Origin of the sequence: Streptomyces sp. NPDC046866 (assembly GCF_040704625.1) — a bacterium.
Lineage (GTDB): Bacteria > Actinomycetota > Actinomycetes > Streptomycetales > Streptomycetaceae > Streptomyces.
This window is the reverse complement of record NZ_JBEYXN010000021.1, coordinates 96511-113276: the sequence shown is the minus strand read 5'-3', so window position 1 is coordinate 113276 and position 16766 is coordinate 96511. Positions and strand designations below refer to the sequence as shown.

The 16766-nt window shown below is 76.2% G+C and carries 14 protein-coding genes; 6 read left to right on the top strand and 8 right to left on the bottom strand.

Annotation, left to right across the window (positions count from 1 at the left end):
* Positions 1–40 precede the first annotated feature (40 nt).
* Complete coding sequence (locus tag AB0953_RS26730; protein ID WP_366862110.1) at positions 41–2032, bottom strand: ABC transporter ATP-binding protein; 1992 nt, start codon at positions 2030–2032, stop codon at positions 41–43.
* Positions 2033–2186: 154 nt separating this feature from the next.
* On the opposite strand from AB0953_RS26730, the gene AB0953_RS26725 reads away from it, so the two are divergent.
* Complete coding sequence (locus tag AB0953_RS26725; RefSeq protein WP_362181499.1) at positions 2187–2609, top strand: DUF350 domain-containing protein; 423 nt, start codon at positions 2187–2189, stop codon at positions 2607–2609.
* A gap of 95 nt (positions 2610–2704) precedes the next feature.
* Here AB0953_RS26725 and AB0953_RS26720 read toward each other — a convergent pair whose 3' ends face one another.
* From AB0953_RS26720 to AB0953_RS26705, 4 genes are all read right to left on the bottom strand, one after another.
* On the bottom strand, positions 2705–3934 hold the full coding sequence (locus AB0953_RS26720; protein ID WP_366862109.1) for an acyltransferase: 1230 nt from the start codon (positions 3932–3934) through the stop codon (positions 2705–2707).
* Complete coding sequence (locus AB0953_RS26715; protein ID WP_366862108.1) at positions 3931–4974, bottom strand: alpha/beta hydrolase; 1044 nt, start codon at positions 4972–4974, stop codon at positions 3931–3933. The genes AB0953_RS26720 and AB0953_RS26715 overlap by 4 nt, the downstream gene beginning before the upstream one ends.
* Positions 4975–5131: 157 nt before the next feature.
* Positions 5132–5812 (bottom strand): response regulator transcription factor, encoded by a 681-nt coding sequence (locus tag AB0953_RS26710; protein ID WP_366862107.1) that lies wholly within the window; start codon positions 5810–5812, stop codon positions 5132–5134.
* Positions 5809–7200, bottom strand: a complete 1392-nt coding sequence (locus tag AB0953_RS26705; protein ID WP_366862106.1) for a sensor histidine kinase — start codon at positions 7198–7200, stop codon at positions 5809–5811. Before AB0953_RS26705 ends, AB0953_RS26710 begins: the two co-directional genes overlap by 4 nt.
* Positions 7201–7286: 86 nt before the next feature.
* Between AB0953_RS26705 and AB0953_RS26700 the strand changes: the two genes are divergently transcribed.
* The 3 genes from AB0953_RS26700 (at position 7287) to AB0953_RS26690 (ending at position 9256) form a co-directional block, all read left to right on the top strand.
* Positions 7287–8234: an AEC family transporter gene (locus tag AB0953_RS26700; protein ID WP_366862105.1), complete on the top strand. Its 948-nt coding sequence runs from the start codon at positions 7287–7289 to the stop codon at positions 8232–8234.
* Positions 8231–8791 carry an HXXEE domain-containing protein gene (locus AB0953_RS26695; RefSeq protein ID WP_366862104.1) on the top strand — a complete coding sequence of 187 codons (561 nt, stop codon included), beginning with the start codon at positions 8231–8233 and terminating at the stop codon, positions 8789–8791. The genes AB0953_RS26700 and AB0953_RS26695 overlap by 4 nt, the downstream gene beginning before the upstream one ends.
* A gap of 78 nt (positions 8792–8869) precedes the next feature.
* Positions 8870–9256 carry a hypothetical protein gene (locus tag AB0953_RS26690; RefSeq protein ID WP_366862103.1) on the top strand — a complete coding sequence of 129 codons (387 nt, stop codon included), beginning with the start codon at positions 8870–8872 and terminating at the stop codon, positions 9254–9256.
* Here AB0953_RS26690 and AB0953_RS26685 read toward each other — a convergent pair.
* The 3 genes from AB0953_RS26685 to AB0953_RS26675 all read right to left on the bottom strand — a co-directional run bounded on the left by AB0953_RS26685 (position 9210) and on the right by AB0953_RS26675 (position 13836).
* The gene (locus AB0953_RS26685) at positions 9210–10142 is read right to left on the bottom strand and encodes a trypsin-like peptidase domain-containing protein (protein ID WP_366862102.1); all 933 of its coding nucleotides are present in this window, start codon (positions 10140–10142) and stop codon (positions 9210–9212) included. The two genes, AB0953_RS26690 and AB0953_RS26685, sit on opposite strands and share 47 nt — an antisense overlap.
* A gap of 14 nt (positions 10143–10156) precedes the next feature.
* Positions 10157–11713 (bottom strand): FAD-binding oxidoreductase, encoded by a 1557-nt coding sequence (locus tag AB0953_RS26680; protein WP_366862101.1) that lies wholly within the window; start codon positions 11711–11713, stop codon positions 10157–10159.
* Between the two features lie 596 nt (positions 11714–12309).
* On the bottom strand, positions 12310–13836 hold the full coding sequence (locus AB0953_RS26675; protein ID WP_366862145.1) for an IucA/IucC family siderophore biosynthesis protein: 1527 nt from the start codon (positions 13834–13836) through the stop codon (positions 12310–12312).
* A gap of 111 nt (positions 13837–13947) precedes the next feature.
* On the opposite strand from AB0953_RS26675, the gene AB0953_RS26670 reads away from it, so the two are divergent.
* Both AB0953_RS26670 and AB0953_RS26665 read left to right on the top strand, forming a co-directional pair.
* Positions 13948–15525, top strand: coding sequence for an IucA/IucC family protein (locus AB0953_RS26670; protein ID WP_366862100.1), 1578 nt, complete (start codon positions 13948–13950; stop codon positions 15523–15525).
* A 152-nt stretch (positions 15526–15677) separates the two neighbouring features.
* Positions 15678–16592, top strand: a complete 915-nt coding sequence (locus AB0953_RS26665; RefSeq protein ID WP_366862099.1) for a GntR family transcriptional regulator — start codon at positions 15678–15680, stop codon at positions 16590–16592.
* The last annotated feature ends 174 nt before the right edge of the window (positions 16593–16766 follow it).

Genomic DNA, 16766 nt, shown 5'->3' with positions numbered 1-16766 from the left:
TCACGGTCACCTGGTCCCGGTCAGGCGTTCACGGGGCTCGTCAACCTCGCCCGTCGTGGCGCGCGGTCCTACGGCCGCCGGGCCCGGCTGCGCTCACTGCGCTGGCGGCACCCGCCGTGCCCCCGCCCGAGGCCGCGTCCGCCTCCGCGTCCCCGGTGTCCGGCGTGCGCGCGCCCTGCGCGAACTGGGTCCGGTACAGCTCCTCGTACCGCCCGCCCGCCGCCAGCAGGGCGGCGTGCGTGCCGCGCTCCACGATCCGGCCGTCCTCGACGACGAGGATCAGGTCGGCCGCCTGCACGGTCGACAGCCGGTGGGCGATCACCACCGCGGTCCGCCCCGCCAGGGCCTCGCCGAGCGCCTCCTGCACCGCCGCCTCGGAGGTGGAGTCCAGGTGGGCGGTGGCCTCGTCCAGGATCACCACGCGCTGGCGGGCCAGCAGCAGCCGGGCGATGGTCAGCCGCTGCCGCTCACCGCCCGAGAGGCGGTAGCCGCGCTCGCCGACGACGGTGTCCAGGCCGTCCGGGAGCGAGGCGACGAGCCCGTCCAGCCGGGCGCGGCGCAGCGCCTCCCACAGCTCCTCCTCGCTCGCGCCGGGCCGGGCGAGCAACAGGTTGGCCCGTACCGAATCGTGGAACAGGTGCCCGTCCTGGGTGACCATGCCGAGGGTGTCGCGGATCGAGTCGGCCGTCAGGTCCCGTACGTCGATCCCGCCGAGGCGGACCGCGCCCGCGTCGGCGTCGTACAGGCGGGGCAGCAGCTGCGCGATGGTCGACTTCCCGGCGCCGGAGGAGCCGACCAGGGCGACCACCTGCCCGGGCTCGGCCCGGAACGACACCTCGTGCAGCACCTGCGTGCCGCCGCGGGCGTCGAGGGTGGCGACCTCCTCCAGCGAGGCGAGCGAGACCTTGTCGGGGGAGGGGTAGCCGAAGGAGACCCGGTCGAACTCGACGGAGACCGGCCCGTCCGGGACCCGGCGGGCGTCGGGCTTCTGCGCGATGAGCGGCTTCAGGTCGAGGACCTCGAAGACCCGCTCGAAGCTGACGAGGGCGCTCATCACCTCGACGCGGGCGCCGGCGAGGGCGGTGAGCGGGGCGTACAGCCGGGTCAGGAGGAGCGCCAGGGCGACGACGTTGCCGGCGTCCAGGGTCCCGCGCAGGGCGTAGTACCCGCCGAGGCCGTAGACGAGGGCGAGGGCGAGCGCGGAGACCAGGGTGAGCGCGGTGATGAACGCCGACTGGGCCATCGCGGTGCGGATGCCGATGTCGCGGACCCGGCCCGCGCGGGCCGCGAACTCGGCGGACTCCTCGGCGGGCCGCCCGAACAGCTTCACCAGCGTGGCGCCGGGCGCGGAGAACCGCTCCGTCATCTGCGTGCCCATGGCGGCGTTCAGCGCCGCCGCCTCGCGCTGGAGCGCCGCCATCCGCGCGCCCATCCGGCGCGCCGGAAGGACGAACACCGGCAGCAGGACCAGGGCGAGCAGGGTGATCTGCCAGGAGATGCCGAGCATGACGGCCAGTGTCAGCAGCAGGGTCACGGTGTTGGCGACCACTCCGGAGAGGGTGTTGCTGAAGGCCCGCTGGGCTCCGATCACGTCGTTGTTGAGCCGGCTGACCAGCGCGCCGGTCCGCGTCCGGGTGAAGAAGGCGACCGGCATGCGCTGGACGTGGTCGAAGACGGCCGTGCGCAGATCGAGGATCAGGCCCTCGCCGAGGGTGGCGGACAGTTTGCGGGTCAGCAGCCCGAGCCCGGCCTCCGCGACCGCGATCACCGCGATGAGCAGGGCGAGGCGGACGACGGTGGAGCTCGCGCGGCCGTCGACGATGGCGGTGACGATCCGGCTGGCGAGCACCGGGGTGGCCACCGCCAGCAGCGCGGTCACGGTGCTGAGCAGCAGGAAGAACGCCAGCTCACGCCGGTGCGGGCGGGCGAAGGAGGCGACCCGGCGCAGGCTCGCCCGGGAGACCGGGCGCCGCTCCTGCTGGGCGTTGATCGCGCTGTGCAGCGAGGTCCAGGCGGTGACTTCCATGTCCATGGCCGAAACGCTAAGACCTCAACCAATGTCGAGGTCAAGGGCGGCGGCAACCGCCATCCGAGCGGGAGGTGTTGTCCGACGCGCCGTGCGATAGATTCGGCCGGCCCGGCTCCTCCCACCGGCTGACCCGACCCCCGCGAAGACAGGCCTTTCGATGAGCGACATCGTCAACGGACTCGGCCGCACCAGCGCCTACGGCGCGTTGGGGCTGGTGCTGCTGGTCCTCGGGATCGTCCTGGTGGACGTGCTGACCCCCGGGAAGCTCCCCAAGCAGATCTGGGAGGAGCGCAACCGCAATGCGGCCGTGACGCTCAGCTCGGCGCTCCTCGGCGTCGGCGGCATCGTGTTCACCTCGATCTGGACCACGTACGAGGACTTCGGCAAGGGGCTGCTGTCCACGGCGGCCTTCGGCCTGCTCGGCCTGGTCCTCATGGCGGTGGCCTTCCTGGTGCTGGACTGGGTGACCCCGGGCCGGCTCGGCGCCATCGTGGTCGACCCCGAGCCGCACCCGGCGGTCTGGGTCACGGCCTCCTGCAACCTGGCGGTGGCCGCGATCGTCGCGGCCTCGATCGCCTGAGCCGGGCCGGTCCCCGGTCCGGTCGGCGGTTCGGTCCCCGGTCCGATCGCCGGCCAGGTCCCCGGTCCGGTCTGCGCTTCGGTCCCCGGCCCGGGTCACGCCAGGCCCAGGGCGAAGACCGCGAACCCCGCCGCGAGCAGTCCCGCGGCGGTCCGCCGCACCGCCGTCGCCCGGGTCCACGGCTCCTCGAACCGCCGTGCGTACCGGGCGATGCCCACCAGCAGCACCGCGAACACCGGCAGCCACGCCAGCCGCGCCGCGATCCACAGCGGGCTGTCCGGCGCCGTCGTCAGCCCCGCCACCGGCCCCAGGAACGAACCGGGCACGGCCGCGGCCAGCATGGCGCTCTGGTGCCAGCACAGGACGGTCATCGCACACAGGTTGACCACCGCCACGGGCGCCCACAGCAGCGGCCGGGCGAGCAGCCGCGCCAGCCGGTCCCGCAGCAGCACCGCCGCGCCCGACTGCGCCGCGGCCAGCGCCAGGACCAGCAGCGAGGGCGGATGCGAATTGGTCCGCGCCTCGCCCGGCACGCCGACCATCGACGCCGGGTAGCCCAAGACCAGCAGCAGCGCGGAGAACAGCAGGAGCCCGCCCGCCAGCAGCAGCCAGGCCCCGCGCCGCCCCAGCCGCCGCTCGCCCCAGGCCACGCCCAGCTGGTACGCGAACAGCCACCCCGGCAGGATGTTCACCACCGCCAGCCAGGACGGCACCGCGTCGGCGTACGGCCCGTACCGCAGGAAGTCCACCACCGCGACGGAGGCGAGCAGCGGGGCCGCGGCCCACGCGCCGAGGCGCCGTGCCGCCCGCACGCAGTAGGGGGTCAGCGCGGTGACGACCACGTACACCCCCACGAACCACAGCGGCTGCACCACCAGCGTGGCCGCGGTCCGCAGCGTGGCCTCGGGCACCCCCGCCGCGTACAGCACCGGCACGGCCAGCGCCCACACCGCCGTGACCCCGAGCACCGGCCGCCCCAGCCGGGCGACCCGGCCCCCCAGCCAGGCGGCGGCGGAGCCGTCGCGACGGTGGTAGGAGAGCACCGAGGCGTACCCGCCGACCAGGAAGAAGACGCCGAGCATCTGCAGCACCCAGCTCGCCGGGGCCAGCGCGGAGAAGGAGGACAGCGGGCTCGCGTTGTGCAGGCCGCCGCCGGAGTCCAGGGTGAACCCGCCGAGCAGCCAGTGCCCGGTGGGCACGGCGAGCAGGGCGAGGGCGCGCAGCCCGTCGACGGCTCGGTCGCGGTGGGCGGGGGTCCGCGCGTCGATCCGGCCGGCGGTCCGCCGCAGGGCGGCCAACGCGGCAGGGGCGGCCGGGGCGCTCATCGGGCCTCGCCCTTCGCGATCGCGGCGAACGCCGCCAGCGAGCGGGTGCCGGGCACGAGGTAGCCGGTGTGCCCGCGGACGTCGTCGGCGGGGATCCGCCGGGCGCCGAAGCCCGCCGCGACCGGGTCGGCCCCGTGGCCGAGCCCGGCGAACTCCACGTTCGGCACGTCGGCGATCCAGTCGGAGGGCCCGCGGGCGGCCCACACCCGGGCGCGGGTGTGCAGGCCTGCGGCCGTCTCGGCGTGCAGGCCGGGGGAGCCGAACACCACCACGTCGGCGGCGTCCGTGTTCCGGGCCGCGAGCCCGACCACCACCGAGCCGTAACTGTGGCCGAAGAGCACGGGATCGGGGGCGCCGACCGCGTCGAGGCCCTGCGTGAACCGCGCGAGGCGGACCGCGCCCGCCTGCGCCAGCCGGCCCCCGGCCGCGTCCAGGCCCACCCCGACCGGGGTGGTGTAGCCCGTCCACGCGACCACGGCGGTGCCCGCCCCGGCCGCCCGGTGCAGCGAACGGGCCATCCCCGCCGGCCCGGTGTACGGGGCGCGCGGGGCGTCGTACGAGGCGGCGTCGCTGTCCGAGCCCGGTACGACCACCGCGACGTGCGCCGCCCTCTCCAGGTCCCCGAACACCTCGGCGACCTGGCCCCGTCCGCGCGGATCGAAGGCGAGGACCTGCCGCTGCGGCGAGGCCAGCGCGGCGAAGCGGGACTGTCCGCTCGCGAGGACGGCCAGTCGGTTCGCCTCGTACCGCAGGGCCACCGGAGCCCCGTCCAGGTTGCCGACGACCTGCGGGTGGAGCCGTACGAGCTCCTGCCGGGCCGCCCGGTCCAGCCCGGCGAAGAACCGGGCCACCTCGTACGCCGACGCGGTCGCCGGATCGGGCAGCCGGTGCCCGGACACCGTGGCGGCCCGCCACTCGGCCGTGCCGGGCGGCGGCCCCGTGACCGGCTCCTGCCCGTCGCCCGAAGCCCACCCCGCGGTCCCCGCCGCCACCGCCACCGCCAGTGCGGCCGTGGCCAGTGTCCTCCCCAAGCGGCCCATCCGCCCTCTCCTCTCCTCGTGACGCCGAGGAAGGTAGGAAGGAGGTGCCTGCGGGCACGTCCCACCGGGGAGCCAAGCCCGATGTCATACCGGGGTAGGGGGTGGAGGAGACCCGTGGGCCGGCCGGGGTCGCAGGGGGCGGGGTACGGGCTCCGGCTCAGGCGCCGTCGCCCGGCCGGACCAGCCCCGCCTCGTACGCGAAGACCACGGCCTGGGCCCGGTCGCGCAGGTCCAGCTTGGCCAGCACCCGCCCGATGTGCGTCTTCACCGTCTGCTCGGCCACCACCAGCCGCGCGGCGATCTCCTGGTTCGACAGCCCGCGCGCGATCAGCTCCAGCACCTCGGTCTCCCGCGGGGTCAGCCCGTTCAGCCGCAGCGCCGGGTTCCTGCGCGGCGCGGGCCGCTGCTGCACGAAGTCCGCGATCAGCCGCCGGGTCACCGAGGGCGCCAGCAGCGCCTCGCCCGAGGCGACGATGCGGACCGCCGCGATCAGGTCGGCCGGCGGGGCGTCCTTCAGCAGGAACCCGGACGCGCCGGCGCGCAGCGCCTCGTACACGTAGTCGTCGATGTCGAAGGTCGTCAGCATCAGCACCTTCGGCCGGTGGAGCACCCCCGGCGGCGGGTCCAGGATCTGCCGGGCCGCACTCAGCCCGTCCAGCTCCGGCATCCGCACGTCCATCAGCACCACGTCGGGGCGGGCCGACCGGGCGACCTCCACCCCCTGCCGCCCGTCCGGAGCCTCCCCCACCACATCGATGTCGGCCTGGGCGGACAGCAGGGCGGCGAACCCCGCCCGCACCATGGCCTGGTCATCGACGATGATCACTCGGATGGTCAACTGGCTTCCTCGGTCGGCGCGTCCAGGGGCAGGCGGGCGGCGACCCGGAAGCCGCCGTCGGGCAGCGGCCCCGTGTCGAGCGTCCCGCCGGTCAACCGTACGCGCTCGCGCATCCCGACCAGCCCGTGCCCGGTGCCGCCGGAGCCCTCCAACACCGCACCCTCCGCCGCCGCAGGGCCGTTGACGACCAGCACGAGCACCTCCCGCTCGTCCTGCGCCACCGAGACCTGCGTGTGCGCGCCCGGGGCGTGCCGCACCACGTTCGCGAGGGCCTCCTGCACGATCCGGTACGCCGACAGGTCCACGGCCGGCGGCGCCGCCTTCTGCGCCCCCGCCGCCAGCGACAGCTCCACCGGCTGCCCCGCCCGTACGGTCGCCTCGACCAGCTGCTGGATCCGGCCGATCCCCGGCTGCGGGGCCCGCTCGCCGCCGGCCGCCCGCCCGTCCTGCCCGCCGGCGGCCCCGTCTCCCCCGCCGGCCCCGTCGCCGCGCAGGACCGTCAGCAGCCGCCGCATCTCCCCCAGCGACTCCCGGGCACTGGCCGCGATCGCCGTGAACTCCTCGCGGACCGGCTCCGGCATCCCCGGCAGCCGGTACGGCGCCGAATCCGCCTGCACCGTGATCACCGACATGTGGTGCGCCACCACGTCGTGCAGCTCCCGCGCGATGCGCGCCCGCTCCTCCAGCAGCGTGCGCCGGGCCCGCTCGGCCTCGCTGATGCTCTCCTGCTCGGCGATCCGCTGCTGCGCGTCGCCGATGCCGCGCAGCGAGCCCGTCACGGCGAGGAAGGCCCCGCTCAACACGAACAGCAGGCCGGCGGTGTTCGTCACCCCGCCGCCCGGCGCGTCCGGCGCGAAGAAGCCCAGCACCGTCCCCACCGCGCCGGTCGCCAGCCACACCCCCACCAGGGTCCGGACGGACTCGCGCAGCCCCAGGCAGATCATCAGCACCAGGTAGCCGACGACGTTCATCGGCGGCCACGGCCAGCTGTGCCCCGCCACCCCGTCGGCCTGGAGCAGCACCAGCGCCCCCGCCGTGTCCGCGCCCAGCACCAGCCCCCAGGCGGGCAGCGGCCGCGTCACCGCCAGCAGCAGCGGCACCGTCTGCGCCACGCCCAGCGCGCCCGCCCAACCGCCTCCCGCCCGGTAGTCGTTGGCCAGCACCGCGATGGTCACCGGCACCAGCGCCACCACGAAGACGGCGACGACGGCGTACGGCGCCATCCGCTGCCAGGCCTTCGGCGCCTGCCCGAACAGCGGCTCCCCGGGCCGGGCGGGCGAGCGCAGCACGGCACCGAACCGGGCCGGTGCGCGGGCCCCGGACGCGCGGGCCGCAGGGCGGGGGCGGCCGGGGGCCGGGGTGCCGGGCTCGTCGTCGCGATCGCTCATGATCGACCAGCGTAGGCGCCCCGGCGGCCGCCCGGGCCGCTGCGGGTAGGCTGCCGGGGTTCGACGCGACAGGGGGAGCAGCGCAGATGGAAGGGGCCGCCGCACTCGAGAAACTGGTGCCGGTGCTGGCCGCGTTCGGCGGGGGCGTGCTGCTGGCGCGCCGCAAGGTCGTACCCGCGGACGCCTCCAAGGCCTTCGCCGACTACGCCTTCCTGTTCGCCGTCCCCTGCTACCTCTTCGGCAACATCTACGCGAGCGACCTCGGCGCCCTGTTCAACTGGCGGGCCATCGGCGGCTACACGGCGGCCGCCGCCCTCGCCGTGGCCGTCCTCGTCGCCGCCTCGGCCGCGTACGGCGTACGGGAGCCCCGCGCGGTCGCGCTGCGCGTGATGGCCGGAGTCCAGGTCAACACCGCCTACTTCGCCGTCCCGGTGTTCATCACCGTCTTCGGGACGGCCGCGCCGATCTTCCCCGTCCTGCTCTTCCAGGTGTGCGTCCTGTCCCTCGTCGTCATCGCCATCATGGAACTCGGCCGGGCCGGCGCGGGGGCCGGCACCCCCGCGCAGCGGCTGCGGCGCGCCCTCACCGCCTCGCTCACCACCCCGCTCGTCCTCGCCTGCAACGCCGGCATCCTGCTCAACCTGGTGTCGGTGCACGTGCCGCGGGTGGTGCTGGACGGGGCCGCGTTCGTCGGGGACAGCGCCTCGCCGGTCGCCCTGTTCGCCCTCGGGCTCCACCTCGGGGGCACCGGGCTGGACGTCCGGGGCACCACCCGCGAGGAGCTGGCCCTCATCGGGTTCAAGTGCCTGGCCTTCCCGCTGCTGGCGTGGGCGGTGTGCGGGGCGGCCTTCGGCGTGCGGGGGGAGTGGCTGGCGTACCTGGTGCTGATCGCGGCGATGCCGACGCCGCAGAACCTGTTCGTCTTCGCCCAGCGGTACGACGTCGGGGTGGACCTGTCGGCCTCCCTGGTGATCAAGAGTTCCGTCGTTTCGCTGTTGCTGGTCCCGGTGTGGCTGCACACTGTCGTTTCATGATCACAACGACGAAGGACGCAGCCGCGGGGGCAGGCGCCGCGGGGGCAGCCGCGACGCTGGGACTGCTGGCCGCCTGGGCCGTACACGACACCGAGGAAGCCCTGACCGTGGGGCGCTGGTCCCGCGAGCGGGTGCCGGTGCTGCGGGCACGGCATCCGCGCGTGCCGGAGCGCATCTGGCAGGGCCTGGGCTCCGTGAACGGGCGGCAGTTCACCGCCGCGGCCGCCGTCGTGGCGCTCGTGGTGGGGGCGGCTGCCGCCGACGGGTACCGCACGGGTGGGCGGTCGGCGTTCTACCAGGCCTCGCTGAACGCCTTCGGGTTGCACGGGCTCGTCCACCTCGGCCAGGCGGCCGCCACCCGCGGCTACACCCCCGGCGTGGCCACCTCCCCGCTCCTGGTCGTCCCCTTCACGCTCTGGGCCCGCGGGAGGCTCCGCCGCGCGGGAGTCCTGCGGCCGACCCGCCCGCGGGACGCGGCGGTGGGCCTCGCCGTGGCCGCCGCCACCGCCGCCGCGGGCCACACCGTGGCCCGCCGCCTCCTGGGCCACCGACCGTAACGAACGCCGCCCCGCCCCACGCTGGCGGGGATGGCATTACGGGTTTGGGGGGAGGCTCGTTGTGTCGGTATGGAGTTGTTGCCGATCGTTGCGGCCCCCGGGGTCGGGGAGCGGGCCGATGCTGCGGCCGACGCCGCCTGCCATCTCTACGACGCCGTCGCGCCCTTCCGTTCCGCGGGGCCCGCCGGGTGGAGTCGTACCGCTGCGGAGGACGCCGCCGAGACCATCGAGACCACCGCGCACGCCCTCGCGCACATCCACCCCCGGGCCGAGGTCATCCTGGCCCCCGTGCACGCGGCCCTCGCCGATCTGCGCCGCCAGCTCGCGCTCCCGCCCGCGGAAGCGCTGAGCGCCGACGGGGCTCCCGCGCTGCCCCGCTCGGTGGGCAACCCGCGGCGGACCCGCCGGGTCCGGGTCGTCACGCCCCCGCTGCCCCGGCAACAGCCTTCTCGTACAGGTGCCTGACGTCCGCGCCGAAGTACGAGCTGTACGAGGTGTCGGCCGTGTCGCCGCCGGTCTTCCAGCCGCCGATGACCCCGACGACGTCGCCCGTCTCGGTCTCCTTGTCGTAGTGGGTCAGGAAGGGCCCGCCGCTGGTCCCGCCCGGGTACCCGGTGCAGTCGATCCGCAGGAACGTTCCGGGGATGCCCGGGTCGGTGCTGGTGAACCGCGTGGTCCGGTTGACGCACAGGCGCGGCCGGGCCGCCGACGCCGGGTACCCGATCAGCGACACCTGGGGGTGCTCGTACGGCGCGCCGGTCACCAGCCGGTTCCCGCCCACCACCTCCTCGACCGGGTACCCGTCCGCGTCGGGCCCGACCTGTGCGAAGGCCACGTCGAGGGTGGCGGCCTTGTCGGCGCCCAGCGTCTTGTAGCGCGGGTCGATCCACACCTTCGACCGCCCCTCGGCGTCCCGCAGCACCGGGAACATCCCGTACGGCTGCGGGTTCTCCGCGGTGTAGAGGGGCACGAACGCCACCTGGCGGGCGTCGGTGCCCAGCAGGCAGTGCGCCGCGCTCAGGACCAGGTTGCGGCCCGGGGAGGCGACCACGCTCGCCGTGCAGAAGTACGCGCCGTCGCCCTTCATGACGAACATCCGTCCGACGACCGGGATCCCGTCGAAGTCCTTGCCGGTACCCGGGTCGGTGGCCGGTGCCGCCGCCGTCCCGGCGTTGACGGGGGCCGCCGACGCCATCCGGTCCGCCGTCCAGAACTCCTCCGCCTCGCGGGCGGACCACCGGCCGGTCGCCGACGGGGTGCCGCCCCCGCTGCCCGCCTCGGCCTCGGGCAGCGGTCCGCCGGGCAGCAGCAGGGCGGCCGCCACCGCCGCCACCGTCAACGTACGTCGCATGTGGGGCTCCTCCTCTAGATGGCCTGGGGGAAACGGAACAGCCGGCCCGGGTCGTAGGTGTGCCGGACCTCTTCGAGGCGTGCGAGGTTCGGCCCGTAGTAGGCCTCCCGCCAGGCGGGCAGCTTCGGGTCGGTGTAGTTCTGGTACGCCCGTCCGCTCGCCCAGGGGCGCAGGTCCTGCCAGAGCCCGTCGAGCCAGCGCTGGTGGCGGTCGATGTCGGCCGGGGCCGCGGCCTGCGGCCAGTAGGCGAGGTACTGGGTGAGGAACGCGCTGTCGCGGTGCACGAACGCGGTGTCGGCGGCCGCCGGCCGGTTCACGGCGCCGCCGCACTCCCCGGTGAACTGCACGACGCCGAAACCGCCGGGCGGCACGTCGCGGGCGTACCGGCGGACGGCGGCCAGCACCGCGGCGATGCCGGTGTCCGCGAGGCCGGCCGGGCCCCAGAAGTCGGAGCGGGCGGCGTACGAGTCGCGGCCGACCTGCCCCTCGGGGGTGCGGCCGGGCAGTGTTCCCTGCAGGTGGCACTGGGCGGCGGTCCGCTCCGCGCAGCCGGACAGGGCCTGCAGGGTCTCCTCGTAGCCGGCGACGGTGGTCCAGGAGTCCTGCGGCGGGCTGCCGACCAGGTCGGCGAGGCGGGTCAGCTGCCGCTCCAGCTCCGCGCGTCCGTCGAGGCACAGCACGTACACGGTCGTGGGCGGCGGCGGGCCGGCCTCGACCATGAACTCCACGCGGCTCCACAGTGGCTCGGGCAGCGCCGCCAGCCAGCGCTGCCAGCCGCGCAGGAGGGCTGCGGAGGCGGTGTCGGGCCAGCGGAGTTCGGCGCGGGCGCAGTCGGCGGCCGGGTGGGTGCGGAAGCGGAATTCGGTGACGACGGCGAAGTTGCCGCCGCCGGCTCCGCGCAGGGCCCAGAACAGGTCCGGGTCGCGGTCAGGGGCGCGGTACGGGGCGCGGTTCGCGTCGAGGTTGTCGTTGACGTTGATGTCGCGGACGGTCCCGTCCGGGGTGACGGCCGTCAGGCCGGTGAGGCGGTCGGCGGTGGTCCCGTGCGCGCGGGAGGCGGGGCCCAGGCCGCCGCCGAGGGTGAGCCCGGCGATGCCGACGGTGGGGCAGAGGCCGGTCGGCAGGCCGAGGCCGTGGCGGGCGAGGATCCGGTTGACGTCGCCGAGGCGGGCGCCGGCCCCGATCCGTACGCCGGTCCCCTCGACGGCCATGGCGGCCATGGCGCCGAGGTCGACGACGAGGCCGCCGGCGCGGGTCGACCAGCCGGCGTAGCTGTGGCCTCCGCCGCGGGGCACCACGGGGGCCGCCGAGCGGCGGGCGAAGTCCAGGCAGACGGCGACGTCGCCGGCGTGGGCGGGGTACGCCACCGCGGCCGGGGCGACGGTGTCGTACCGGGGCTGGAACAGCTGCCGGGCCTCGGCGTAGTCGCGGTCGCCGGGCAGGACGACCCGCCCGTCGATCCCCCGGGCGAGCGCCCCGAAGTCCGGCCCCCGGGAGGGCACCCCCGCCCCGACGGCCGCGAGGACGGCTGCGGGCGCGCTGCCGAGGAGTTGGCGTCGACGCAGGCTCACCCCTCCTTCCTGCCATTGCCGTCCCGGATCGCGGTGAAGGCGAGCCCGTGCCGTCTCGACTGCCCCCCGAACGGCCCACGCCCACCGGGGGCCCGTCCACTCCGCCCCCGCCGCCGACGCCCGGGCGGGGTCCGGCCTTTCCGCCCCGCCGGGGCTTGGTACGGGGGTCCGGCTCTTTGCAGCCTCGCCGACGTTTGCGCGGGGGTCCGCCGGACGGAGTCCGGGGGAGGTCGGGGCGGAGCCCGGTGCCTGGCGGGGCCGTGGTTGTCGGGGCTCCGCCCCAAGCCCCGCGCCTCAAGCGCCGGCGGGGCTGAGTTCGGCGACCCCCGGCTTCGGAGCCCCGGGGCCGCGAACGGGCGGCGCCCGAACGTCGCGCCGAAGCACAGGGCCTCGGCCCAGCAGTTTGGTGCGTCGTACTCCGAGGGCCCTCCCGCTTCCAGAGCAGTGCGTCGCGGGGGTCCTGGAGGTAGGTGTGGAGGTCCCGTTTGGCGGAGGCCGAGGCGGCGGAGGCGGCGGTCATGCGTGCAGTGTGCCGGGGCGGTGGCGTCCGGGCACCGGGGCTTTCGCCGCCCCACAGCGCCGTCCCCCGGGCCGCCTCACCCCGCGGTCAGCGGGTTGGGCAGCTGCGTCCACTGGTCGCCCGGGGCGTCCGGGCTGAGCCGCATCAGGGTGAGCGCCTTGGTCGGCAGCGGGTCGTGCAGCAGTGCCCCGGTGTCCGCGGTGGGCGGGAGGCCGGCCGCCTCGGCCAGCATCTCGGCGAAGGCCGCGGCCGAGCCGGCCGTGGCCCCGAGCGCCCCCGTGAGGAGCGAGCCGAACAGTTTGCGCCGCAGCACCGCAACGTCGTCGTCGACCAGACGGCCCGACACCGGCGGCAGCGGCAGGCCGTGGCGGGTGAGCCGGGCCGGGCTGATCCGGATGTCGGCGAGGTCCCGGTAGACCAGTCGCACCGGGGACCCGTCGGCGGCGAGGACGACGAGGAGGTTCTGCCCGTGGGCCTCCAGCGCCACCCCGAGGTCCAGCACCCGCAGGCAGACGGAGAGCGCCAGCCGGGCGAACGCGGCCCGCCAGGCCGCCGACCGCGCGAACGCGGCGCCCGCCAGCGCCGCGACCGGTACGACCCGCTCGCCCGCTGCGGCGTCCGCGTACACCTCGGGCGGCTCGCGCAGCACGGCCGCCAGGTCCGGGCTGTGCGCGGTGGCGGCGCCCAGGGTGCGGGTGATGTGCAGCCGCCCGTCGAGCCGTGCGCACAGCTCCTGCGCGAACGCGGACACCGCGGCCGCGGTCTCGACCGAGTAGGGCGAGATGTCCCGTACGGAGGAGGTGAGCCGCGTGCTCAGCGCCGTCTTCACGTGCGCCCCGCCCGCCACCGGGCTCAGGGTCCGCAGGGACATCAGCGGATGCGCCGCGTACCCGGCGCGCAGGACGTCCGGATCCCGGCCCGTCTGCTTCAGGACATGCCGGGCCTGCCAGGGGTGCACGGGCACCAGGATCCGGCCGCCGTCGCGCAGCCCGGCCGGCCAGTCGCCGCTGACCAGGCATGCGGAGGCCGGGACGGCGGCCAGGCCGAGCGGGACGACGGGCCGGTGCTCGGGCGCGTACGCCAGCTGCTCGGCCACCGTGAAGCCCGGACGGGAGCGGCAGTTGGGGTGGTAGGGGTGCCCGTCGACGATCCGCTGCTCCCACTCCCAGGTGGTCCGCGGCTCCGCCTCCGGCACGGCCGGCTGCCCGGCCCGCGACAGGGCCAGCGAGGCGGTGCTGTCGTCGAGTTCGGCGGCGAACGCGTCCCCGTGCGGCACGCCCAGCGCCGCCACCAGCCGCCCGGCCTGCCCGTACGCGGTGCCGTCGAGGCACAGCTCGCGCACCGTGGCGGCGGTCGCGTACGGGTCCGGCGCCGGGCCGTGCAGCCGCCTGCCCCCGGCGAGCAGGAGGACCATGCCGTCCGGGCCCTGCTCGCGCCGCACCACCCACGGCAGCGGCTCGAAGGCCAGTGCCCGCCACAGCCGGGTCAGCACCGCGGCCCGGGCGCCGCCGAGCGCGGCCCCGTACGGGCCGGCCAGCGCGGGGCGCACCTCGGCCAGTTCGGCGGATACGGCCTCTTCGGCCGCGGAGTGGGGGAGGTTCATGCTGGGGTGCAGGGCCCTGTTCCTCTCGCGGGTCGTTGTGGTGATCACATCATCATCGCGGATACTGAAGATCACGGCCGGTGGTACGCCCCGCGGACCCCGGCGCACTGGATGGACCGAATGGAATCCGTGGACCTCAACGCCGCAGCCGACGCCCTCGCCGCCACCCCTCTGCTCAACTGCCTGCTGAGGGAGGCGGCCGACCCGGAGGGCGGGAACGTCCACCGGCTGCGCGGCAGCGGCCGGCTGCTGCGGGTGCGGGGCGGGCGCCGGCCCGTGCGCCCCGAACTGGGGACGCCCGAGGGTTGGCGGCCCCTCAGCCACACCGAGCTGGTGAAGCTGACCGCCGACGAGCTGCACCGGTACACGGGCACCGGCAACGACGAGCTGCCGGTCGAGATCGCCGACAGCCGCGAGACGGTCGCGGCACTGCTGGCCGCGCGCGCCGCCGCCGAGCCCCCGCAGGACCCGTACGTGCTGTCCGAGCAGTCCCTCGTCATGGGACACCCCTACCACCCGGCGCCCAAGGCCCGGGGCGGCGCGCCCGCCGGGAGCTGGCTGCCGTACGCGCCGGAGGCGCACGCCCGCTTCCCGCTGGTCTTCCTGGGGCTGCGGGAGGACCAGGTCGCCGAGGAGGGCGGGGCGGCCGCGGCCGCGGCGGTCGACGCGCTGGCCGAGCAGGCCGGCGGCCCGCGTCCGCCGGCCGGCTACCGGCTGCTGCCCGCCCACCCGTGGCAGCTGGAGCTGGTGGGCGGCTCGCCCGCCATCCGGGCGGCCTTCGACGACGGGCGGCTGCTGCGGCTCCGCCCGGGCCGGCTGCCGGTCTGGCCCACCGCCTCCGTACGGACCCTGTACGTGCCCGGCCGAGGGCGCGGCGCCGGCCGCGGCCCGGGCGCCGCCGCCGGCGCCGACGCGTTCGTGAAGTTCAGCCTCGACGTCCGCATCACCAACGACGTGCGCCGGCTGTGGCGCCACGACCTGCTGAAGCTGCGCCGGGCGGACGAGGCCGTCGCGGCGGGGTTCGTGGCCATGCGGCGCGCGGGTTCGAACGCGGCCTGGCTCTCGGACCGCGGCTACCGTACCGCCGCCTTCGCCTTCGAGGAGCTCGCCGTGCTGGTGCGCGACGGACTGGGGGCGCACCTGGAGCCGGGGGCCACCCCGCTGCTGGCCGCGTCCCTGGCGGAGGGCTTCGCGGGCAGCCCGCTGGCCCGCACCGGCGATCCGGCCGGCTGGTGGCGGGCGTACCTGCGCCGGGTGGTGCCGCCGGTGCTGGAGCTGTTCGACCGGCACGGCGCCGTCCTGGAGGCCCACCTGCAGAACACCCTCGTCGCCTGCGATGCGCAGGGCATGCCGGTGCAGGCCCTGTTCCGCGATGCGGAGGGGGTGAAGCTGCTGCCGGAGCCGGACCGGGCGGCCGCCTGGCAGCGGCTGGTCTACTGCCTGGTCGTCAACCACCTGGCGGAGATCGCCGGGGCGCTCGCCGAGGCGCACCCGGGGATGGCCGCACGGGTGTGGCCCGCGGTGCGCGAGGAGTTCCTGCGCCACGACGCCGAGCGCGGCCTGCCCGAGATCGCGGAGCTGCTCGCGGCCCCGTCCCTGCCGGCGAAGACGAACCTGCTGCTGCGCTGGACCCGGGCGGACGGGGCCGACGCCCGCTACCTCCCGCTGCCCAATCCGCTGCGGGGGTAGGGCCTGCCGCCGGCCCGGGGGAGTGGGCGGAGCGGCGGGATCCGGCCAAGGTGGGGAGCGGAGCGGCGCCGCCCTCACCAACAGGTATAGACCAATGCTACGTTGGGCGGGCAGACCGCGCGTTCCTTGACCACCCGTCAGAGGAGAAGCCCATGCCCTCCCCTTCGCGGGGCGGCGGCCCGGCCGCCATGCCCAAGTACCAGTGGATCGCCGCAGCGCTGCGGCGCGAACTCCGGCAGGCCGGGGCCGGGCCCGGCGGCAGACTTCCCTCCGAGCGCGCCCTGGCCGCCCGCTACGGAGTCAACCGGCAGACCGTACGGGCGGCGCTCCGGCACCTGCGGGAGGAGGGCCTCGTGGTCACCGAGCGTCGGGGGTCCCGGTCGGCGGCGGCCGCGGACCCGGCGGGGCGGGCCGGCGGGCCGGACCGCCGGCTGCCGGCGCACGGGCCCGCCCGGCCGGACCGGGGGCTCCCGGGGGCCCCGCATGTCCCGCCGCATGTCACGCAGGTCCCGCAGCTCCCGGGGGGCCGGGCGGCCGGCGCGGTGACGGCCGGTGCGCCGCCCGCCGCGGCGCACCTCCCCGGCGCCGTCCGGGCCCCCGCGGCCGTGTCCCCGCAGAACTGGCTCGCCCTGGTGACCGTACCGCCCTCGCTCGGCGCGCTCCTCGGTATGCGCGGCGGGGAGCGGACCCTGGTGCACCACCGCCGCGACCGCGGCCCGGCGGGGCAGACCCTCCGGCACGCCGTCACGTACCTCTGCCCGCGGGTCGCCGCCCGGACCCCCGAGCTGGCCGGCTACCTCGACCGCGCGGCCGCACGCGACGAGGACCTCGGCCCGCTGCACCGCTGGCTCGACCGCGCCGCCGAGGAGGGGCGCGTCGCCGAGACGCTCACCATGACCCGCAGCAGCCACCCCCCGGCGGCGGCCTCCGCCTGCGGGCTGACCGTACGGCGCACCCTGCACGACCGCACCGGCCGGCTGCTCGCCGTCACCGATCTCGCCTTCCCCACCTGGGACCGGCTCACCTTCCACCGGGACCGGCCAGCCAGCGGATTCCGCATCAGCTGACGCACCGGCGCCGGGCCCAGCAACAGGCCCGGCGCCCTGCGCGCGGGCCCGCGTGCGCGCACGTCTACACCCTTCCGCTTATATCCGGCGAATCTTGACGTACCAGCCGAAAAGAACCAGGATCTACGCCAGTCAAGGTCCCCGCGCCGCAAGCCCACCAGCCCAAGGAGCGAA